At 59.5% G+C, this 20454-nt stretch carries 18 protein-coding genes and 1 pseudogene; 10 read left to right on the top strand and 9 right to left on the bottom strand.

Annotated elements, in window-relative coordinates; all coding sequences use genetic code 11:
• Position 1: 1 nt before the first annotated feature.
• On the top strand, positions 2–646 hold the full coding sequence (locus HU724_RS14965) for a dTMP kinase (RefSeq protein ID WP_186569663.1): 645 nt from the start codon (positions 2–4) through the stop codon (positions 644–646).
• Between the two features lie 142 nt (positions 647–788).
• Here HU724_RS14965 and HU724_RS14960 read toward each other — a convergent pair whose 3' ends face one another.
• The 8 genes and pseudogenes from HU724_RS14960 to HU724_RS14925 form a co-directional block, all read right to left on the bottom strand.
• Positions 789–1256, bottom strand: coding sequence for a metallophosphoesterase family protein (locus tag HU724_RS14960; protein ID WP_186569664.1), 468 nt, complete (start codon positions 1254–1256; stop codon positions 789–791).
• A gap of 79 nt (positions 1257–1335) precedes the next feature.
• The gene (locus tag HU724_RS14955; protein WP_186569665.1) at positions 1336–1635 is read right to left on the bottom strand and encodes a MafI family immunity protein; all 300 of its coding nucleotides are present in this window, start codon (positions 1633–1635) and stop codon (positions 1336–1338) included.
• 238 nt (positions 1636–1873) lie between these two features.
• Positions 1874–2083 (bottom strand): annotated as a pseudogene (locus HU724_RS14950) (DNA polymerase V subunit UmuC); the annotation flags it as partial.
• 197 nt (positions 2084–2280) lie between these two features.
• Entirely contained in the window at positions 2281–2796 is a 516-nt protein-coding gene (locus HU724_RS14945) for a cupin domain-containing protein (protein ID WP_186569666.1), read from the bottom strand.
• A gap of 103 nt (positions 2797–2899) precedes the next feature.
• Positions 2900–5302 (bottom strand): TonB-dependent receptor, encoded by a 2403-nt coding sequence (locus HU724_RS14940; RefSeq protein WP_186569667.1) that lies wholly within the window; start codon positions 5300–5302, stop codon positions 2900–2902.
• A gap of 67 nt (positions 5303–5369) precedes the next feature.
• Complete coding sequence (locus tag HU724_RS14935; protein WP_186569668.1) at positions 5370–6320, bottom strand: FecR domain-containing protein; 951 nt, start codon at positions 6318–6320, stop codon at positions 5370–5372.
• Complete coding sequence (locus HU724_RS14930) at positions 6320–6829, bottom strand: sigma-70 family RNA polymerase sigma factor (RefSeq protein WP_186569669.1); 510 nt, start codon at positions 6827–6829, stop codon at positions 6320–6322. The genes HU724_RS14935 and HU724_RS14930 overlap by 1 nt, the downstream gene beginning before the upstream one ends.
• Before the next feature lie 81 nt (positions 6830–6910).
• Positions 6911–7807: a helix-turn-helix domain-containing protein gene (locus tag HU724_RS14925; protein WP_186569670.1), complete on the bottom strand. Its 897-nt coding sequence runs from the start codon at positions 7805–7807 to the stop codon at positions 6911–6913.
• Between the two features lie 162 nt (positions 7808–7969).
• Here HU724_RS14925 and HU724_RS14920 point away from each other — a divergent pair, with 162 nt between their 5' ends.
• The 5 genes from HU724_RS14920 to HU724_RS14900 all read left to right on the top strand — a co-directional run bounded on the left by HU724_RS14920 (position 7970) and on the right by HU724_RS14900 (position 14371).
• Positions 7970–9328 carry a glutamine synthetase family protein gene (locus tag HU724_RS14920; RefSeq protein ID WP_016774729.1) on the top strand — a complete coding sequence of 453 codons (1359 nt, stop codon included), beginning with the start codon at positions 7970–7972 and terminating at the stop codon, positions 9326–9328.
• 186 nt (positions 9329–9514) lie between these two features.
• Positions 9515–10603, top strand: a complete 1089-nt coding sequence (locus HU724_RS14915; RefSeq protein ID WP_186569671.1) for a polyamine ABC transporter substrate-binding protein — start codon at positions 9515–9517, stop codon at positions 10601–10603.
• Positions 10600–11901 (top strand): NAD(P)/FAD-dependent oxidoreductase, encoded by a 1302-nt coding sequence (locus HU724_RS14910; protein ID WP_186569672.1) that lies wholly within the window; start codon positions 10600–10602, stop codon positions 11899–11901. Before HU724_RS14915 ends, HU724_RS14910 begins: the two co-directional genes overlap by 4 nt.
• Before the next feature lie 245 nt (positions 11902–12146).
• Positions 12147–13802: a PqiB family protein gene (locus HU724_RS14905; RefSeq protein ID WP_123442487.1), complete on the top strand. Its 1656-nt coding sequence runs from the start codon at positions 12147–12149 to the stop codon at positions 13800–13802.
• A gap of 17 nt (positions 13803–13819) precedes the next feature.
• Positions 13820–14371 (top strand): PqiC family protein, encoded by a 552-nt coding sequence (locus HU724_RS14900; RefSeq protein ID WP_186569673.1) that lies wholly within the window; start codon positions 13820–13822, stop codon positions 14369–14371.
• A gap of 5 nt (positions 14372–14376) precedes the next feature.
• On the opposite strand, the gene HU724_RS14895 is transcribed toward HU724_RS14900, so the two are convergent.
• The gene (locus HU724_RS14895; RefSeq protein ID WP_186569674.1) at positions 14377–15315 is read right to left on the bottom strand and encodes a site-specific integrase; all 939 of its coding nucleotides are present in this window, start codon (positions 15313–15315) and stop codon (positions 14377–14379) included.
• A gap of 244 nt (positions 15316–15559) precedes the next feature.
• On the opposite strand from HU724_RS14895, the gene HU724_RS14890 reads away from it, so the two are divergent.
• From HU724_RS14890 to HU724_RS14875, 4 genes are all read left to right on the top strand, one after another.
• Positions 15560–16939: a UDP-glucose dehydrogenase family protein gene (locus HU724_RS14890; RefSeq protein WP_186569675.1), complete on the top strand. Its 1380-nt coding sequence runs from the start codon at positions 15560–15562 to the stop codon at positions 16937–16939.
• A gap of 242 nt (positions 16940–17181) precedes the next feature.
• Positions 17182–18360 (top strand): MFS transporter, encoded by a 1179-nt coding sequence (locus HU724_RS14885; RefSeq protein WP_186569676.1) that lies wholly within the window; start codon positions 17182–17184, stop codon positions 18358–18360.
• Between the two features lie 156 nt (positions 18361–18516).
• Positions 18517–19203, top strand: coding sequence for an HPP family protein (locus HU724_RS14880; RefSeq protein WP_123442491.1), 687 nt, complete (start codon positions 18517–18519; stop codon positions 19201–19203).
• A 142-nt stretch (positions 19204–19345) separates the two neighbouring features.
• Positions 19346–20452, top strand: coding sequence for an enoyl-CoA hydratase/isomerase family protein (locus HU724_RS14875; RefSeq protein WP_186569677.1), 1107 nt, complete (start codon positions 19346–19348; stop codon positions 20450–20452).
• The last annotated feature ends 2 nt before the right edge of the window (positions 20453–20454 follow it).

Raw genomic sequence — 20454 nt, 5'->3', positions numbered from 1 at the left:
AATGACTCGTCCGCTGTTTGTCGCTCTGGATGGCCCCAAAGGCGTCGGCAAAACCTCGCTGCTGGAAGCCATCACTGAAGTCCTGAGGGCAGACAACCAGAAAGTCATCCGACTGTGCGAGAAAAAAAGCGACCCTTTCAGGGGCGAGACAATGCACTTGGTGAACCGGCTCGTCCGCCATCCTGACAGGGATCTGGAACTGGACGTTTGCCAACGCCTGGCTGATAGCCGCCGCTGGATTTCCCAGCACGTGCTGACCAAACAACCCGCCGACAGCATCATCCTCATCGATCGCTGGTACCCGTCCGATGCCGCGTTTCGCCGGATAGTCCCGTTTGCTGAAATCCTGCAATTGAACATTGACCGCAACGTACAGGTGCCAGACCTGCATGTCGGGGTGGTTACAGCGGCGGAGATTTCGTGGGAGAGGGCAGGTTCACGCCGGCGCGGCTTGAGCAGTACTGTACTTCGCGGTCTGGAGGAGCATGTCGCTTGTACTGAGGCGTTTGAGGTGGCCGCTGCCGATCAGGGTTGGTTTATTTGCCGCAATGAGGGAACGATCGAGGAGGCGACGGGGCGGGTGGCAGGGGAGATTAATCGGGTGATTAGACGCCTCCATGTCGGAAGTGTCAGTCCGCCCTGCTGAGCGGCGCGGATCGGATCTAAACCCGCTGTCCTGTCACTTGATCGCACGCTCAACGGCGTTGAGGATCGGTTCGCCGCGAGATAGGTCGGGCTTGGTAGGAGGTGGCGCTTCCTGGTTCTGGATCGCAGTAACCGTAGCGATTTCAGGCGGGGGGATCCAGCAGGGAAATCAGGCGCGGCTCGATACTGTCGGGTTGTATCTCGAGAATTGCCAGCGTGACCGGCAATTTGAAACGCCGAGGGCCGGCGCTACCAGGGTTCACGTATAGACGATCGCCGCGCCATTCTATGCGCGGTTTGTGGGAATGGCCGGTGATGATGAGCTTTATGTCTGGATCTAGATCGGCGGGGACGTCGGCGATGTCGTGGATAAGGAGAGTGTGCCAGCCGTTGAGAGTGCAGGTCAGAAAGTCGGGGAGGTCTTTGGCCCATGGGCTGCTGAGATCATTGTTGCCGCGCACGGCATGGACGGGAGCAATTTCGGACAATTGGGCGAGAATGTCCGGGTTGCCGATGTCGCCGGCGTGGATGATCAGGTCACAGCCTTGGAGCGCGCTGATGGCTTCGGAGCGGAGGAGGTTGTGAGTGTCGGATATTAGGGCGGTTTTCATGGGCCAATTCTCCGTGGAAGTTTCGGGTGGGAGTGACTGTTTTCGACCCAAAGCTGATCTTCAGATGGGTAAATTTTTTTCATCTCGTGAATGGCATCTTCAAGGACTTTGCGATCCGAGCTAAAATTTTTATGCATTTTTCAGAAACAACGAGCGGTGGTTCGTTAATCATGTAAAGCAAGTGTTCGAACGCTACTCCAGCCTCGTTGTGATCGACATAATCCAGAACTATTTCACCACCATTCTCTAAACCTGCCTGAGCTAATGCATGGTCTTCCGGTAAAGGGCCAAGCTGGTCGTATGCAATGGACATCAGCGTCGAAATCTCCTCAAGTGCCTCAACGAAATCGGCCCTCAAGTCGTTGTTAAGGTGGCTCATAACAAACATCCCTTCGATTATGTTGACCTGCGTTCCGTTCCCGTCTTGTCGATTGTTGCCAAAGACCTGATCTTTGCGCACGCGCTTGGGAAGCCAAGGTCGACCGTCCGCTATGGGGTCAAGCTTTACCCATTTCCTCGTACGAAGCATCGACGAATGTGATGTGCTCATCCCAAGCAGCTTCAGCTAGATCCCGGATAGTGACGCGGATTTTCTTGCATAGCGAGTTTTGCGCTCAGAGTTTCTCCGCTGCGCGCTGGGTGTAGGTGGCGACGGCTTCTTCACGAACAGTCTTCTCGATCACCACGCTGAATTTCTGGCGAAGCATCCATGGATCGGCTTTCGCCAAGTCCATGGCGGTCTTGATGCCCATTGTTTCCAGATGAGCCTTCATGCGCTTGCCAATGCCACAGACTTCGCCGACGTCGGTGTTGCGCAGCGTCCAGTCGTAGCGATTGCCGCATTAGGAGTGGTGGATCTGACATCTAAAGCCTGAGGCCATTCACACCCAACATTTAACATAATATACATTACACGTAACAAGGTATTACAAGGTTAGCGTGGTCGCCCAGGAGATTTGAAACTGCGTTGGCCACTTCAAAACCAGCTTTCCCTACAAACTGCATTCTTCCCAATCTACAGCCCTCATCCATCATCACGCGTCAGCTTTTCAATCAGCGCACCATGCTGCGGAAACTGTGCCGTGAGTTTTGCGCGATTACCGATTTCCATGTCTGCGAAATCAAACCCAGGCGAAACCGCCTCGCTGATCAAGCCAAAGCCATTTGAGCCTTCCAGTAATCGAGAGGCTTTCCAAATTCCACCCGATACGTGCAACTGCAGTTGCTGACCAGCCAAAACATCGCTGCCCATCACCAGCGTTTGCAATGAGCCGTCGGCGTGGATCAGGTTGTATTCGATGGCGTCGCCCAATTGAAAATAATGCAGGATGTCGGACTGGTTGAAATGAAACTGGCCCACTGGCGATTGCTCAGTGAGCAGATAGTAGATTGAGGTCAGCAGATATCGCGGGCCTCGCTGCGTTTCGAGGTAGTCACGGTGATCGGCTTGATAGGTTCTGCGGTAATAACCGCCCTCGACATGAGCCTGTAGATTCAGCGCAGCAATCACATCTGTAGCATTCGGCTTGCGCTGAATCATGGCCTTCTCCGTTACAGGCACCATTTTTTGTTAGCTCAACTAAACGGTCATTTAGTGTAGTTAACGTATTTTCAAAGACGATCGACGCACTTACTCTACTCCATTAGAAGTCTACCGTCGCCGACAGCAGATACGTTCGCGGCGTAGAAAGCGTCAACCCCGGCTCACTATCATCCGATGCACCCGCCGAGCTCCAATAGCGTTTATCCAACACATTCTCGACATTGGCCCGCAAGGTAATGGTCTTTTCGTCCAGCTTGAAAGCATAGCGTGTACCTACGTCGAACCGCTCCCAAGAGTCGATTTCCTTATCATTCGCCTGATCCAGATACTGCGAACTCGAATAGATTCCACGGCTGGTCAACGTCAAACCCTGCACAGTCGGCACGTCCCACTCCGCGCCGAGGTTAACGTTGTATTTCGGTGTCGCCGGTGCGCGGTTGCCGTCGAATGTGCCGTTGGTGGTGTGGATCAGTTCGCTGTCGATGTACATCACACCGCCGAGCAATCTGAAGCCTTTGAGCGGTTCGCCGAACACGCTCAGTTCTACGCCATTGTTCTCGCGCTTTCCGTTTGGGCCGAAGACTCGCGTGGTAGCGTTGGTTTCGTACGCAGGCTGTTTGATGCGAAACACCGCTGCTGTCAGCGCGTATGAGCCCGCGTCGTACTTGGCGCCGACTTCAACCTGGCGGCTGATGAATGGCGGGAAGATTTCGTCTTCGTTGATAGATGTCGATGGCGCGATCTTGCCTTGGCTGAGGCCTTCCATGTAGTTGGCGTACAGCGAAAGTTTGTCCGTCGCCTTGAACAGAATCCCGCCCGATGGCGAGACTTTTTCCTCATCGTAAGCCGTGTCGCCCTTGATGCCGTCGCTCCAGTCATCGACTTTGACCCGCTGCCAGCGCGCGCCCAAAGTCAGCAACAGACGATCCTCGAAGAAGCCGAGCGTGTCGGACAGCGCCACGCCGCTGAAGCGATTTTCGGTGTAGACCTTGGCGTCATTGCGGGTCGGCGTGCCGGGTCTGGCGATTTCCACCGGGTCGTAGAGATTGCTGCGCCCGGCCGCGTAACGCGCGCCGCCGTTTTCGAAGTCCATATAAAAGTAATTGGCCGCCAGGTTCACTTCATGGCTGACCGGCCCAGTACTGAACCAGTTACGAACACCAGCGGTAGCCGTGCGAACGTTTTCGTCGCGGGTGAAGTCGCGCGGCTGGACGCTGAAATCACCGGCATCGTTGGTCACCGAAACGGCATGCCGCAAGAAGTCGTGATTACTTTTGCGTGCGCCGACGCCGCCATACAGCATGACCGAATCGCTGACATCGAACTCACCGTTGACTGTGCCGAAGGTGTCTTTGGTACGCGCCTGGCTCCAGGGTTGCGCATAGTTATCGCGCACATCATTGGCGTTCGGCACCTTGGCATTGGCCGCGACTTGCACGCGTTCCTGCGGTGCGTCGGTGTCGCGTTCGGTGTGGCCAATATCGGTGGAAAGTCGCAAGCGTTCACCACGAAAATCCAGACCGAGCACCGCCATGTCGCGATCAACGCTCTGGTGATCCCATTCCGTATCTCCGGACTGCTTGACCCCGTTGAAGCGCAGACCGAATTGGTTTTCGTCACCAAAACGCCGTCCGATATCCACCGCGCCGCCGACTTGGTTGTTCGAGGCGTAATTGGCTGTCAGCGAGGTGATCGGCTTGTCGGTCGCGCGTTTCGGCACGACGTTGATCCCCCCTCCTACACTGCCCCGTGGCGAAATCCCGTTGATCAATTGGCTCGGGCCTTTGAGGATGTCGACGCGATCGGCCATTTCCATGTCGATGGTGTAAGTCGGCAACACACCGTAGAGGCCGTTGTAGGCAACATCACTGTTGAACAGGCTGAAACCACGGATGGTGAATTGCTCATAGCGGCCACCGGCCGGGTTGGTTGCGCGTACCGAAGGGTCGCTGCCGATCAGGTCGCCGAGGGTGCGCGCCTGTTGGTTTTTCACCGTTTCGCTGGTGTAGGTGGTCATGCTGAACGGGGTTTCCATGAAATCCCTGGAACCCAACAGCCCTTGCGAACCCCGCCGCGCGACCTGACCGCCGGCGAATACATCGGCATCCGCTGAACCGCTCGCGCCGAGAATCGATGTCGGCGCAAGTTGCAAGGTGCTGCCTTGCGCTGCGGGCACCAGCGTATAAGCCTGATCACCGACCGGTTGCAGCTGCAAACCGGAGCCCAGCAACAACCGGCTGAACCCCTCTTCCACACCGAACTCGCCGGACAATCCATTGCTGTTGCGGCCGCTGACCAGCGCCGGATCCACCGAAAGATTGACGCCAGCGAGACCGGCGAACCGCGTCAGCGCGGCACTCAGGCTACCGGCCGGCACCTGATAACTGCGGCGGCTGCCATCGTCGGCCCAGCTCGATTGGATCAACACGGGGCTGGCACTCAGGCTCAGCAAAAGGCTCAACTGCAACAACGGACGCAAACGACCTGGAAATACTGCAGGCATTGGAAGAAGCTCTCGATTTTGTTCACTTGCCTGGAATGACCAGCGAGGCGAAAAAAAGGGACAGGCTTCAGCCAGTTTTTTCTGCGCGCGGTACCAGTGACACCCAAAATCGCGTTCGCGTGTGCACGTCGACGGGCAAACTGGCTGCCAGCAGGGCCAGCACCTGATCGGTATCGTCGAGACGGAAACTGCCGGTGATGCGCAGTGATTCCAGCGCCGGATCCCAGCGCAGCACTCCCGAGCGGTAGCGACTCAGCTCGCGAAGGAAATCACCCAGCGGCTGGTTTTGCGCCATCAACACACCGTCGCGCCAACCGGGCATCAACGCATCGAATGCAGTCAGCGCCCCCGCGCCCGAAGCTTGCAGGCTGACTTGCTGGCCCTGCTGCAATACCAGCGCCGGGCCGTGCAGCGGCTGCAATTGCACCGAACCGCGCAACACGCAGACCTGGCAATCGCGCGCATTGAGACGCACCGAGATGTCGCTGTGATTGACGATCATCCGCCCATAAGGCGCGTTGACGATAAAGGCTGAATCGCCCGCCACGTTGAGCGCCATTTCGCCACGAATGATTGTCAGCTGACGTGCAGGCAGATCGACATTCACCGCGCTGTCGGTGTTGAGTTGCAATGAAGAATCCTGGGCCAACTGCACTTTGCGCCGCTCGCCAGTGCTGGTGTGCAAATCGGCGCGCCAGACCTCCAGCGGCAGCTCCCGACTGATCAACCAAACCGCCGGCACCAGCGCCGCCACGCCCAAGGCACGCTTGAGAGCAGCGCGCCGCGCCGGATCAGGCCGATCCAGCGTGGCCATGGCCAGTGTCGGCGGCAAACCTGCGAAACGCTGGCGAAGCTGCTGGATTTTCTGCCAAGCGTTTTCGTGGCGACTGTCACTGGCGCGCCAATGCTGCAATCGGGCGTGATCTTCATCACTGGCACCACCGGACTCGAGCAGTGCCAGCCAGTGCGCTGCGGCCCGTGCCACTTCCCGTGTTTCCTCGCTGGGGGCAACGCGCATCACAGCTCCGCCAGCAGGCAATGCTCGTAAGCCTGGGCCATGTAGCGTTTCACCGTGCGCTCGGAAACCTGCAAGCGCTCGGCAATCTCGCGGTAGCCGATGCCTTCGAGCTGGCTCCAAAGAAATGCCCGACGCACCGCACGCGGCAAGCCATCGAGCAATTCATCCAGCGCCTGCAAGGTTTCCAGCAGCAACCAGCGCTGTTCCGGCGACGGTGCGAACGCTTCCGGCAATTGCGCCAAGGCGTCGAGGTAGGCTTTTTCCAGATGGCGCCGCGTGTAGAAATTGCTCAGCAGGCGTTTGCCGACGGTGAGCAAATACGCGCGCGGCTCGCGCAACTCGGCCAGTGGCGGCGCGTTGCACAGGACGCGCAGAAAGGTGTCCTGACTGAGGTCCGCCGCATCCCACGCATTGCCCATGCGCCGGCGCAGCCAGGTTTCCAGCCAGCCGCGGTGCTCGCGATACAACTGCTGCAGGCTCTGCTCCGATGGTGACGTGGCTTCAAACATCTCAAGAGACCCTGCGCGAAGGTAGATTCAAATGAGACTGATTCTATTTAACTTCTCGAAGGACACAAAGCCTTTTTCTGCTCAGCGCTTGAGCGTTTCGCTCGGCAGCTCCTTGAACAGCGCGCGGTAACTGCTGGAAAACCGCCCCAGATGCCAGAACGACCAGCGCATCGCCACTTCGGCAACGGTGGTTTCCGTGGGCCTGCGCTTGAGCAATTCACGGTGCGCACTGTTCAGCCGCCTCAGCCGTAACCAGTGGCTCGGGGTCATCCCGGTGTAGGCCTTGAAAGCCTGTTGCAACTGGCGCAGCGGCACGCCGGCAACGTGAGAAAGTTCGAGCAGATTAACCGTGTCTTCCGGCGAATCAGCCGCCCACTCCCCTACTCTTTTGATGATCTGGCGTTCGTTGTTGCGCCGCTGCAATCCGCTGCGATCAAGGCTGGCGTGAGCGTTGTCGAGGATGAACAGACAGTCCTCAAGCAACTGTTGAGTCAGGCGATATTTATCAAGTTGATCAGCAGCTTGCGACAACTTCGTGAGAATCGAGCTTAACCAGCCACTGAACAAAGCGTTCTGTCCGCAGTTCAGCGGTGCCATGAACAACCCTTCGAGTTTCGCCACTTGCAGGCCGTGCTCGCGGACGAAATCAGGGCCGAATACCACGGCGATTTCCCGGTAGTTCTCCGGGGTGATCCAGATGTTGCGGCTCTCTTCGTTGAGCAGGTACAGCGCGTTGTCGCTGCGATCGAAACAGAACGCCAGAGCCCCGGATGGCGCACTGAAGTTCTGCTCGACACGGGTGTTCATCTGTTCTTCGTAAACCTCGACGCCCTGCAGATCGAGATAGCGAATCTGCCCGGCGAAATGTCCCGGCGACATCTGCTGGTAATGCTGGACCCAGCCCGGTGTGGCGCGGATTTGCTCGGCCACGTCGGCGGTATTGAACGCTTGTACCTGAAGCCGATTGCACGTTGTCATGGGGTGATCTTGCGCACTCTTTTGGTGCGCTTTGGTGCTGCTGAAAGTGGATAGATGGAATCGCAAGCCGCGCCCAAGATAGTCGCCAACGCGCCACAGGGGAAGGGGCGGAAGATGAAACCCGCCCTCCCCGGCGTCTACAAAACCAATAACGAGGTCTTTATGAACGCCCCTTTCGATCAGCTGTTCACCTGGCTGAAAGATCACAAGATTACCGAAGTCGAATGCGTGGTCAGCGACCTGACCGGCATCGCCCGCGGCAAGATTGCACCGACCAACAAGTTCCTGCATGAGCGTGGCATGCGCCTGCCGGAGAGCGTGCTGCTGCAAACGGTAACCGGGGATTTTGTCGACGACGACATCTACTACGACCTGCTCGACCCGGCCGACATCGACATGGTCTGCAAGCCGGTTTCCGACGCCGTGTATGTCATCCCTTGGGCGATCGAGCCGACTGCCATCGTCATCCACGACACCTTCGACAAGTTTGGCAATCCGATCGAACTGTCGCCGCGCAACGTGCTGAAGAAAGTCCTGCAGCTCTACACCGACAAGGGCTGGAAGCCGATTGTCGCGCCGGAAATGGAGTTCTACCTGACCCAGCGCTGTGAAGACCCGGACCTGCCGCTCAAGGCACCACTGGGTCGTTCGGGTCGTGCGGAAAGCGGTCGACAGTCATTCTCGATCGATGCCGCCAACGAATTCGATCCGCTGTTCGAAGACGTCTACGACTGGTGCGAACTGCAAGGCCTGGATCTCGACACGTTGATCCACGAAGACGGCCCGGCGCAGATGGAAATCAACTTCCGTCATGGCGATGCGCTGGATCTGGCCGACCAGATCACCGTGTTCAAGCGCACCCTGCGCGAGGCGGCGCTCAAGCACAACGTCACCGCGACGTTCATGGCCAAGCCGATCGGCGACGAGCCTGGCAGCGCCATGCACCTGCACCAGAGCGTGGTCGAGATCGCGACGGGCCAGCCGATCTTTGCCGACGCCGAGGGCAACATGAGCGAGCTGTTCCGTCATCACATCGGTGGCCTCCAAAAGTACATCCCGAAAGTCCTGCCGATGTTCGCACCGAACGTCAATTCGTTCCGCCGCTTCCTGCCGGACACCTCGGCACCGGTCAACGTCGAATGGGGCGAAGAGAACCGCACGGTCGGCCTGCGAGTGCCGACTTCGGGGCCTGAATCGATGCGCGTGGAGAACCGCTTGCCCGGCGCCGACGCCAACCCGTATCTGGCGATTGCCGCGAGCCTGCTGTGCGGCTACATCGGCATGGTCGAGAAGATCGAGCCGAGCGCGGCGGTCGAAGGCCGGGCCTACGAGCGCCGCAATCTGCGCCTGCCGATCACCATCGAAGAAGCCCTGACGCAGATGGAAGAGTGCCCGAAGGTCGCGGAGTACCTGGGCAGCAAATTCGTCCGCGGCTACGTCGCGGTCAAACGCGCCGAGCACGAAAACTTCAAGCGCGTGATCAGCTCGTGGGAGCGGGAGTTCCTGCTGCTGAGCGTCTGACGGCGCCTCGTCCCTGTGGGAGCGAGCCTGCTCGCGAAGACGGCCGCACAGTTGATCGTTCCCACGCTCCCGCGTGGGAACGCATCCCGGGACGCTCTGCGTCCCATCCAAAGCCGAACGCGGAGCGTCCGTTGCGGCATTCCCACGCAGAGCGTGGGAACGATCATTACAAGAAGAGGTGTCGATATGCGTCTATTGAAATCCGTACTCCCGGTCGCACTGAGCGTGCTGTTCAGTGCCGTAGCCCACGCCGAGCCCCAAGTCAGCGTCTACAACTGGACCGACTACATTGGCGAAACCACCCTCGCCGACTTCCAGAGCAAGACCGGGATCAAGGTGATCTACGACGTCTTCGACTCCAACGAAACCCTTGAAGGCAAACTCCTCGCCGGTCGCACCGGATACGACGTGGTGGTGCCGTCCAACCATTTCCTCGCCCGTCAGGTAAAGGCCGGCGCGTTTATGAAGCTCGACCGTTCACAGTTACCAAACTGGAAGAGCTTGGACCCGAAACTGCTTGAATTGCTAGAGAAAAATGATCCAGGCAATGAGCACTCGGTTCCCTATTTATGGGGCACCAACGGCATCGGTTATAACGTCGATAAGGTCAAGCAAGTGCTCGGCATCGACCACATCGATTCCTGGGCCGTGCTGTTCGAACCCGAGAATCTGAAGAAGCTCAGCCAGTGCGGCGTGTCGATGATGGATTCCGCCGACGAAGTCTTCCCGGCCATCCTCAACTACATGGGCATGGACCCGCGCAGTGAAAACCCTGAAGACTACAAAAAGGCCGAAGCCAAGCTCCTGAGCATCCGCCCGTACATCACCTATTTCCATTCTTCCAAGTACGTGTCGGACCTGGCCAATGGTGACATCTGCGTCGCGTTCGGTTACTCCGGCGATGTGTTCCAGGCAGCCAACCGCGCCAAGGAAGCCAAGAACGGTGTGAATATCGCTTACGCCATCCCCAAGGAAGGCGCCAACCTGTGGTTCGATCTGCTGGCGATCCCAGCCGATGCGAGCAACGCCAAAGAGGCGCACGCCTTCATCAATTACCTGCTCGATCCGCAGGTGATCGCCAAGGTCAGCGCCACCGTCGGCTACGCCAATCCGAATCCGGCGGCCAAGCCGTTCATGGATGAGGAACTGGTCAACAACCCTGAGGTTTATCCGCCGCAGTCGGTGCTCGACAAACTCTACATTTCCTCGACCCCGCCCCAGGCGATCATGCGCCTGATGACCCGGTCGTGGAGCAAAGTGAAGTCGAACAAATGAATCAGCACAGCGCACAACACACCGGCTCTTATTACGCCGCTTCTGCGCGGGCGAGCACGCCCTACCCTGCGCTGGATGGTGATTTGCTTGCTGATGTCTGCGTAATCGGTGGCGGCTTCACTGGCGTCAATACCGCGATTGAGCTGGCGCAGCGCGGTCTGTCGGTGGTGTTGCTTGAGGCGCGACGTATCGGCTGGGGCGCCAGCGGGCGCAATGGCGGTCAGCTGATTCGCGGTATCGGCCATGAAGTCGAGGGGTTCGCTCGCTACGTCGGCCAAGACGGCGTGCGCTATCTGCAGCGCGCCGGCATCGATTCGGTGGAGCTGGTGCGCCAGCGCATCACTGACAACGCCATCGCCTGTGATCTGCGCTGGGGCTTTTGCGAACTGGCCAACACCGCCGCGCAATTCGCCGCGTTCAAGCAGGAACAGGACAGCCTCGCCGAACTCGACTATGCCCACGCAACGAGGCTGGTCGGGCCGGAACAGATCCGGCAGCAAGTGGTCGACGCTGGTGTGTACGCCGGCGGATTGATCGACATGGGTTCGGGGCACTTGCATCCGCTGGATCTGGTGCAAGGTGAGGCGCGTCTCGCGGCATCGCTGGGCGTGCGGATCTTTGAGCAGAGTCCGGTGCTGGAAATCCTCCATGGCCCGACCGTCGAGGTGCGCTGCGCCACGGGTTCAGTGCGCGCCGGCAGCCTGGTGCTTGGCTGCAACGCGCATCTGGATGAACTGGAACCCAAGCTCAGCGGCAAAGTGCTGCCCGCCGGCAGTTACATCATCGCCACCGAGCCGTTGGACGAAAGCCGCGCCGCCCAGTTGATTCCGCAGAACCTGGCGCTGTGCGATCAAAAAGTCGGGCTGGACTATTACCGACTCTCGGCTGATCGACGGTTGCTGTTTGGCGGCGCTTGTCATTATTCCGGGCGCGATCCGGCGGACATCGCCGCCTATATGCGCCCGAAAATGCTCAAGGTGTTCCCGCAACTGGCCGATGTGCGAATCGACTACCAATGGGGCGGCAAGATCGGCATTACCGCCAATCGCTTCCCCCAGGTTGGCCGACTCAAACAGCACCCGAACGTGTTTTACGCGCAGGGTTATTCCGGCCATGGCCTCAACGTCACGCACTGGTGCGCGAAGTTGTTGGGCGAAGCCATTCATGCCGGGCACAGCCAAGGCATGGACGTGTTCAGCGGCGTGCCGCACATGACCTTCCCCGGTGGCCCGGCCTTGCGTTCGCCGCTGCTGGCGCTGGGCATGTTCTGGTATCGCTTGCGCGAAATGCTCGGCTGAGCCCGCCAAGATTCTGGCCCCTGTAGGAGCTGCCGAAGGCTGCGATCTTGGGACGCAGAGCGTCCCGGGCTGCATTCCCACGCAGAGCATGGGAACGATCAGGTCGCAGTGTTCGGCAACTCCTTGCACCGCAATCGCGTCCTAGGCCAGCTATACACATTTGCTCTATCGCCAAGCACTTCTATATTGATGAAGTGCTTTTGCGTTCCCGACGCTCAGGGCCCGATAAATTGAGGAGGACATGGATGAAGTCGTCAGCCAGCGATGAGCCGCGAGCACCCGGTCAGGCGCCGATCAAAACCCGCCGTTTCGCGATTTCACTGGTATGGATCGTGCCGATTGTGGCGGTGCTGGTCGGGATTTCGCTGGTGATTCACAACATCCTTCAGGAAGGCCCGGTCATCACCGTTACCTTCAAGACCGGCGATGGTCTGACCGCAAACAAGACCGAAGTCCGGTACCGCAACGTAGTCATCGGCCATGTCTCCGACGTGGAACTGGCCAACGACCATAGACACGTCAACGCCACGATCAAACTGGCCAAGCAGGCCGAAGCCTTCACCCGCGAGGATTCGCAATTCTGGGTGGTGCGTCCACGTATCGGCGCCGGCGGGGTCTCGGGCATCGATACGCTGCTGTCGGGCGATTACATCGGCGCCGACATAGGTCAGGCCAATACCCGCTCAAAAAACTTCAAAGGTCTGGAGAACCCGCCGCCGATCACCTACGGCGAACCGGGCAAACGCTTTACGCTGCACACCGCGGACCTTGGCTCGCTGGACATCGGCTCCCCCGTTTATTACCGCAAGATTCCGGTTGGCCAGGTCGTGTCCTACGCGCTGGACCCGGACGGCAAAGGCGTCAACATCGAAGTGTTCGTGCATTCGCCCAACGATGCCTACGTTACCGAAAACACCCGCTTCTGGAACGCCAGTGGCATCGACATCAATGTCGGCGCCAACGGCTTTGCGGTGAAAACCGAATCGCTGTCGACCCTGCTGGTGGGCGGCATCGCTTTCCGCGCCCCGGACTACAGCCCCGACGATAAGCCGGCCAGCGACGACAAGAGTTTCGAGCTGTTTGCCAACCAGACAGCCGCCCTCGCCCCGCCCGACGGCAAGGCGCAATACCTGGCGCTGCGGTTTGATCAGGCCTTGCGCGGGCTCAAGGTGGATGCGCCCGTGGAGTTTCTCGGTATCGAAATCGGCCGGGTGGTGGCGGTCAATCTCGACTTCGACGAGGTCAAGCGCACCTTTCCGGTGAATGTCGGCATTGTCATTTATCCGCAGCGACTCGGCCGTGCCCACGCGAAGATTCTCAAGACCTACCATGGCGACGAAAACGATGAGGCCACCGGCGCGCGCCTGATCGGCACGTTCATTGAAAATGGCCTGCGCGCCCAGGCCCGCAATGGCAACCTGCTCACCGGTCAGTTGTATATTTCGCTGGATTTCTACCCCAAAGCGCCGAAAGTCGCGTTCGACCCCAAGGCACGGCCGGTCACCATTCCGACCGTTCCCGGCAGCCTCGAACAATTGCAGGAAAAACTCGAGGCGATGGTGAACAAGATCAACGCGCTGCCGGTTGAACGCATCGCCAGCAACCTCGACGGCAATCTGGTCGAGCTGCGCAAGGGCCTTAAGCAGTTCAACGCCAGGACTCTGCCGGGTGTACAGAGCACCCTCGCCGACGTCAGCAAGACCTTGCAGTCGGCCAATTCGACTCTCGCCGAGGACTCACCGCAACGTGAGCAACTCACCGAGACCCTCGACGAGCTCGGGCGCATGTCGCGCTCGTTGCGAGAGCTGTCGGATTACCTCGGTCGCCACCCTGAGTCGCTGATTCGCGGACGCCCCGACAACGCCGCGCCGCTGGACCTCAAAGGACCGCCACGCAATTGAGCACAGGAGCTGCATCCATGGCTTTACCGTTGAAGATCACCGTGCTCGCTGCCTTCTTGCTGCTGACTGCGTGCCGTAGCGACCCGATCAGCTTTCACACACTGACCCCGGCGCAACCGGGTGCCAGCCGCAACGGCGCCGACATTGCCATCGAAAGCATCAGCGTGCCGCCACAGGTCGATCGCGCGCAGATTGTGATTCGCCAGGGCAACAGCGGCGTGGCGATTCTGGAAACCGATTGGTGGAGCGCCACTCTTGCCGATGAGTTGCGCGGCGCGCTGATCGATCAATTGAGCAGCGGTGTCGGCCAGCAGCGCGCCTCGGTCCGTATCGACGTGCAGCGCTTCGATTCGATTCCCGGCCAGTACGCCTTGATCGACGTGAAATGGCGAGTGCGCCCGCTGGGTGCGGCGGACGCGGCGCTACTGACCTGTCGCTCGGTGTTGCAGACGCCTTCAGGGCCAAGCATCGAAGAGCTGGTGACTGCGCAACAGAACAACGTCAAACGGCTTGCTGCACAAATCACTCAGGCTGCGACGGCCGCGCGCAATTGCCCTTCATCGGGCTAAACGCGTCACAAATCGAAGCGATCCACCGCCCGCCGCCGCTCGTTGTCATCGCGCACATCGTAGTTGGCGGTTGTCTGGATATTGCTGTGATGCGCGAGTTTCTGCGCGATCGACAGGTCGTGCTCTTCGATCACCCGGGTGATGAATGAACGCCGAAAATCGTGGGGCATGATTTTCACCCCGACCTGCGTACCGCGCTGGCGGGCGATGTAGTAAATCGCGTGTTTGGTGATGCGCTCGCGGGTGATGTGGCTGCCCCGGCGTATGCGATTGAACAGGAATGCATCGTCGCTCTCGCCTTCCTTGAGCTGTGAACGACGCAGTTCCAGCCAGGCGTCGAGCTTGGCAAAGGCCCAGGCCGGCGCGTACTTGATCAGCTGTTTGTTGCCCTTGCCGGTAACGGTCAGGCTGCGTTCGTTGAAGTCGACCTGACTCAGATCCAGATCCACCGATTCCGACTTGCGCATGCCGGTGCCGTACAGCAGCGCTATCACCGCCGCATCACGCAAGCCCTGCGGGCGCGGGTCGGCAGCGCAGACTTCCATCAGTTCGTGGATCAGCGTGCGCTTGAGGTTGCGCCCCTGGGACAGCCGTGTGCCGGCTATGCCCTTGACCGAACGCATCTTCAACAGGTGATCCTGGCTGATCAGGCTCATGCGCCACGCCTCGTTCATCACCCCGCGCACGGCATTGACGTACAGCGAAGAGGTGTTCGGTGCATAACCGTCGGCACGCAAAGCGGCGACCAGCGCCACCACGTCTTCCGGTTGCAGACCGTGCCACGGGATCTCTTCGATATCGACGTCCTCGAAACCGAGGCGGTCAGCGGCATCTTGCAGCACATAGCGCATGGTCAACTGGCTGGAAGGTGCCAGTCGCGCCAGGTAAACGGTTAGCGGATTGCTGGTGGACGGTGCAGGTTGGGTACTCGACAAATCACTCAAACGAAACGGCCTTGAAATAAAAAACGATTCAACAAAAACAATAAATGCATGAAATGAAACGCAAAAAAACGGCGTGACTCAATGACAGGGGTTGCCGCGAAAGGCCGACAACCTGCCGTTCGAGGCGGTAAAAGTCAATCGGGCATTCCCCGAACGGTCTGTTTGCTGCCTCTTCAGCACGGTAGGCGAACTGAAACATCGCGCTCTTATCTTCAAAGCACGGAACTGCGAGCAGGAGTGCGGCATGAAGATCACGGTGTTTGGCAGTGGTTATGTCGGTCTGGTGCAAGCGGCGGTGCTGGCCGAGGTCGGTCACGACGTCGTGTGCATGGATGTCGACGCGCAGAAGATCGAGCAGTTACGCCAGGGTCACGTCAGTATTTTCGAGCCGGCGCTGGCCAGCCTAGTGCGTGAGGGCCTGGACTCGAAACGCCTGCAATTCACCACTGATGAGCGGTTTGCGGTGTTGCATGGGCGGGTGGCGTTCATCGCGGTGGGCACGCCGTCACGCGAGGACGGTTCGGCGGACCTGCGCTACGTGCTGTCGGTCGGCGACGCGATTGCCCGACATCGTGAGCAGCCGTTGATCGTGGTAGAAAAATCCACGGTGCCGGTGGGCACGGGCGACGCTTTGCGCAGCCACATCGAAAAAGCCCTGATCAAGATTGGCCGCCTGCTGCAGTTCGATATCGTCTCCAACCCGGAATTTCTCAAGGAAGGTTCAGCGGTGGCCGATTGCCGGCGGCCGGATCGTATCGTAATCGGTTGCGAAGGCGCTGAAGTGCGCGATGTGATGCGCGATCTGTACGCGCCGTTCAACCGCAACCATGACCGCATCCTGTTCATGGACCTGCGCAGTGCCGAGCTGACCAAATACGCCGCCAACTGCATGCTGGCGACCAAGATCAGCTTCATCAACCAGATCGCCGAACTCGCCGAGCATCTCGGCGCAGATATCGAATCAGTGCGCCAGGGCATCGGTGCCGATACGCGGATTGGCTATCACTTCATCTATCCGGGTTGCGGCTACGGCGGTTCGTGTTTTCCCAAAGACATGCGCGCGTTGATTCACAGTGCCGAACAGGCGCATTGCTCCAGTGATCTACTGCAAGCGGTAGAAGCGATCAACCAGCGCCAGAAACACAAACTGTTTGAACGCATCAACGCCTTCTACCGGGGCGATTTGCGCGGCAGGACCTTTGCCTTGTGGGGCCTGGCGTTCAAGCCCAACACCGACGACATGCGCGACGCGCCGAGCCGGGTTCTGCTCGAAGATTTATGGGCTGCCGGGGCCAGCGTGCGCGCGTTTGATCCGGAGGCCATGGTGGAAACCCAGAATCTCTATCCAAACGAATCAAAACTGATGCTGATGGGCACGCCGGAATCGGTACTGGGCGGCGCCGATGCGCTGATCATCTGCACCGAATGGCAACAGTTCAAGGCCCCGGATTTCGAGCTGATCAAACAGCGTCTCAACAGCCCGGTCATCTTCGACGGCCGCAACCTGTACGACGCCGGGCGACTGGCGCGCAATGGTTTCCAGTATTTCCCGATGGGGCGCGGTGAATCGTGCAAGTTGCCGATCACCTTGCGGCACAGGCCGGCGGCTTCGGATGTGGCTTGATTTGCGCCTGTGGAAGTCAGTGGTAATCGTGAGGTACACAGACCCTGTGGGAGCGAGCCTGCTCGCGAATACGGTATGTCAGCGACATCGCAGGTGACTGATCCGCCGCCTTCGCGAGCAGGCTCGCTCCCACAGGAAAATCATGTGCTCCGAGGGACGCTGGTGTATCAGCTTGACCGGTGGCGGCTGCCCAGAGAGGATGGTGTTCGCTCAGGCTTCCCGAATAAGGACATTCCCCATCCGTGGCCATGTATTCGCCGTTCATTCGCCGGTTGATGATCAGCTCGCTGACCGTGGTCATCAGCCGCGCCCTGGTCAGTCCGTTGCTGACGCTCTTCCTCAGCAACAAGCTTGGCCTCAATCCGCAGGATGTCGGCTTGCTGCTCGGCATCGCCGTGTTCAGCGCCACGCTGCTGTCGCTGTACGGTGGCTACATCATCGACAAGCTGGACAAGCGCCAGTTGCTGATTGTGGCCATGCTCTCCAGCGGTATCGGCCTGATCCTGCTGACCTTCGCGCAGAACCTGTATCTGGTCACCCTGGTGCTGATCATCAGCGAAACCGCGTCGGCGCTGTTCCTGATCGGCTCCAAGGCGATCCTCAGTGAAAACCTGCCGGTGGGCCAGCGGGTCAAGGCGTTTTCCCTCAATTACACGCTGACCAATATCGGCTACGCCGTCGGCCCGATGATTGGCGTGGTGATTGCCGGGGTGCAGCCGTCCGCGCCGTTCATCGTTGCCGGCGCGATCGCCATTGGCAGTATTTTTCTGCTGCTCGGCGCGACCAGGGATGCCAGTCCGATAACTTCCGGCAGTGCGCCGCAAAGTTTCCTCAACACGCTGATGATCCTGAAAAACGACCGCACCATGGTGCTGTTCACCCTCGGTTGCCTGCTCAGCACCTTGGTGCACGGGCGCTTTACGCTGTACCTGTCGCAATACCTGCTGGTCACCCACACCCAGCAACAAACGCTCGACACCATGGCCGCCCTGCTCGCCTGCAACGCAATCACAGTGATCCTGCTGCAATACCAGGTCGGTCGCTGGCTCAGCCGCGAACACCTGCGTCACTGGATTGCCGGCGGCACTGCGCTGTTCATCGTCGGGTTGATTGGTTTCAGTGTGGCGGACAGCCTGCTCGGCTGGTGCGTGGCGATGTTCATCTTCACCTTGGGCGAGATGATCATTTACCCTGCAGACTTCCTCTTTGTCGACACCCTCGCCCCGGAGACATTGCGCGGCAGCTACTACGGCGCGCAGAACCTGGCGGCACTCGGCGGCGGGGCGAGCCCGGTGCTGTGCGGGTTTCTGCTGATGCACACGCCGGCGCCGAGCATGTTCTACGCCTTGAGCGGCTTGGCGGCGCTGGGTGGCTATCTATGCTTCGTCAGCGCGCGGCGCACCCGTTCAATGCAAAAATAGTGCACTAAAACTGCATTTATATGAATTTGTCAGCATCGAGTTTGATCGGCAAACTACGCGCGTTCCTCCCCCAATGTTGGAACGCTTCGAGGGCTTTCCGGATATGCCGGACAAGTCCTTTTTTTTTCCCCGGATTTTGTAAAGGATCAGTTCTAAATGCTTGCTCGCTGGTTGCCCGCTGCCATCAACACCCGCCCCACTGAATGGAGCCGTGCCGCGATCGGCATGGGCCTGGGCACGCTGTTCAGTGTGTGGATGTGCGCGCAGGTGTTCGGCCATGACGTTGCCTTTCACCTGGTCGGCCCGCTCGGCGCGTCGGCGGTGCTGCTGTTCGCCGTGTCCTCCGGCGCCCTCGCCCAGCCATGGTCGATTCTCGGCGGCTACCTGTGTGCCGGTGTGGTCGCCTTGCTGGTGGCCCATGTGCTTGGCCGTACGCTGGGCAGCGCCTGCCTCGCCGCCGGCATGGCGGTGATTCTGATGTGCTGGCTGCGTTGCCTGCACCCACCGGCCGGCGCCTTGGCGCTGACGCTGGTGCTGGCCGACCCTGCGACCATCGCCATGGACTGGAAAGCCATGGAGCCGGTGATGCTCGGCGCCCTGTGCATGCTGGTCAGTGCGCTGGCCTATAACAACCTGACCCGCATTCGCTATCCGAAACGCGCTGCTGACCCGGCGCCGCCAGTGGTCCCGGTCGACCGCCAGGCGATCACCGCCGAAGACCTCAAGCTTGCGCTGGCCGACATGGAAGCCTTCATCGACGTCACCCCGGAAGACCTCGAACGCCTGATCCACGCCAGCGAACTGCACGCCAAGCGCCGCAGCATCAGCGAAACCTTCCGATAACCACGCAATTTCGAGGCATGTAAAAACGCAGATTCCCCCTGCACATATCCCCGTTGTACACGACAAATTTGCACTGTTACGATCCGCTAACGCCCGCGCGCGGGCTTTTCGAATAAAGACAATAAAAAGCAGGGAGTTACAGATGACAGCTCAGGCTTCATCCCGGCGGACCCCGTCCATGGATGCCATGCAAAACGACGTGCTGGCCGAGGTGCGCAACCATATCGGCCACCTGACCCTCAACCGCCCTGCGGGCCTCAATGCAATTACCCTGGACATGGTGCGTCTGCTGCAACAGCAGCTCGATGCCTGGGCGTCTGACGCCGATGTGCACGCCGTGGTATTGCGTGGTGCCGGTGAAAAGGCTTTTTGCGCCGGCGGTGATATTCGTTCGCTGTACGACAGCTACAAGAGCGGCGACACGCTGCACGAAGATTTCTTCGTCGAGGAATATGCCCTCGACCTGACGATTCATCACTACCGCAAACCGGTGCTGGCCCTGATGGACGGTTTTGTCCTCGGCGGTGGCATGGGCCTGGTGCAAGGCGCCGATCTGCGCGTGGTCACCGAGAAGAGCCGACTGGCGATGCCGGAAGTGGCCATCGGTTATTTCCCCGACGTTGGCGGCAGTTATTTCCTGCCACGCATTCCCGGTGAACTGGGGATTTATCTGGGCGTCAGCGGCGTGCAGATTCGCGCGGCCGATGCGCTGTACTGCGGCCTCGCCGACTGGTATCTGGACAGCAGCAAACTGGCCCTGCTCGACGAAAAACTCGATCAGATGGAGTGGCAGGACACGCCGCTCAAATCGCTGCAGAACCTGCTGGCCAAGCACGCCGTGCAAACCCTGCCCGATGCGCCCCTCCAAGCATTGCGCCCGGCCATTGACCACTTCTTTGCCTTGCCCGACGTGCCGAGCATGATCGAGCAATTGCGCGCCGTCACCGTCGCCGACAGCCACGAATGGGCGGTCACCACGGCGGATCTGCTGGAAACCCGCTCGCCGCTGGCCATGGCCGTGACCCTGGAAATGCTCCGTCGCGGCAGGCACCTGAGTCTGGAGAATTGCTTTGCGCTGGAGCTGCATCTGGACCGCCAGTGGTTTGCCCGTGGCGACCTGATCGAAGGCGTGCGCGCCCTGCTGATCGACAAGGACAAGTCACCGCGCTGGAACCCGCCAACCGTCGCTGAGCTGGACGCTGCGCGGATTGCGAGCTTCTTCCATGGTTTTGATGAGAGCGGGAGCTGAGT

This window comes from Pseudomonas iranensis (assembly GCF_014268585.2).
In the GTDB taxonomy this organism is placed as follows: domain Bacteria; phylum Pseudomonadota; class Gammaproteobacteria; order Pseudomonadales; family Pseudomonadaceae; genus Aquipseudomonas; species Aquipseudomonas iranensis.
The sequence above is the reverse complement of the archived record's forward strand: the minus strand, read 5'-3'. Positions and strand labels throughout refer to the sequence as shown.

Excerpts from the sequence above, each read along its gene's own strand:
- HU724_RS14965 (WP_186569663.1), top strand. The coding sequence starts at position 2 with ATGACTCGTCCGCTGTTTGTCGCTCTGGATGGCCCCAAAGGCGTCGGC.
- HU724_RS14960 (WP_186569664.1), bottom strand. The coding sequence starts at position 1,256 with ATGAAAACCGCCCTAATATCCGACACTCACAACCTCCTCCGCTCCGAA.
- HU724_RS14955 (WP_186569665.1), bottom strand. The coding sequence starts at position 1,635 with ATGAGCCACCTTAACAACGACTTGAGGGCCGATTTCGTTGAGGCACTT.
- HU724_RS14945 (WP_186569666.1), bottom strand. The coding sequence starts at position 2,796 with ATGATTCAGCGCAAGCCGAATGCTACAGATGTGATTGCTGCGCTGAAT.
- HU724_RS14940 (WP_186569667.1), bottom strand. The coding sequence starts at position 5,302 with ATGCCTGCAGTATTTCCAGGTCGTTTGCGTCCGTTGTTGCAGTTGAGC.
- HU724_RS14935 (WP_186569668.1), bottom strand. The coding sequence starts at position 6,320 with ATGCGCGTTGCCCCCAGCGAGGAAACACGGGAAGTGGCACGGGCCGCA.
- HU724_RS14930 (WP_186569669.1), bottom strand. The coding sequence starts at position 6,829 with ATGTTTGAAGCCACGTCACCATCGGAGCAGAGCCTGCAGCAGTTGTAT.
- HU724_RS14925 (WP_186569670.1), bottom strand. The coding sequence starts at position 7,807 with ATGACAACGTGCAATCGGCTTCAGGTACAAGCGTTCAATACCGCCGAC.
- HU724_RS14920 (WP_016774729.1), top strand. The coding sequence starts at position 7,970 with ATGAACGCCCCTTTCGATCAGCTGTTCACCTGGCTGAAAGATCACAAG.
- HU724_RS14915 (WP_186569671.1), top strand. The coding sequence starts at position 9,515 with ATGCGTCTATTGAAATCCGTACTCCCGGTCGCACTGAGCGTGCTGTTC.
- HU724_RS14910 (WP_186569672.1), top strand. The coding sequence starts at position 10,600 with ATGAATCAGCACAGCGCACAACACACCGGCTCTTATTACGCCGCTTCT.
- HU724_RS14905 (WP_123442487.1), top strand. The coding sequence starts at position 12,147 with ATGAAGTCGTCAGCCAGCGATGAGCCGCGAGCACCCGGTCAGGCGCCG.
- HU724_RS14900 (WP_186569673.1), top strand. The coding sequence starts at position 13,820 with ATGGCTTTACCGTTGAAGATCACCGTGCTCGCTGCCTTCTTGCTGCTG.
- HU724_RS14890 (WP_186569675.1), top strand. The coding sequence starts at position 15,560 with ATGAAGATCACGGTGTTTGGCAGTGGTTATGTCGGTCTGGTGCAAGCG.
- HU724_RS14880 (WP_123442491.1), top strand. The coding sequence starts at position 18,517 with ATGCTTGCTCGCTGGTTGCCCGCTGCCATCAACACCCGCCCCACTGAA.
- HU724_RS14875 (WP_186569677.1), top strand. The coding sequence starts at position 19,346 with ATGACAGCTCAGGCTTCATCCCGGCGGACCCCGTCCATGGATGCCATG.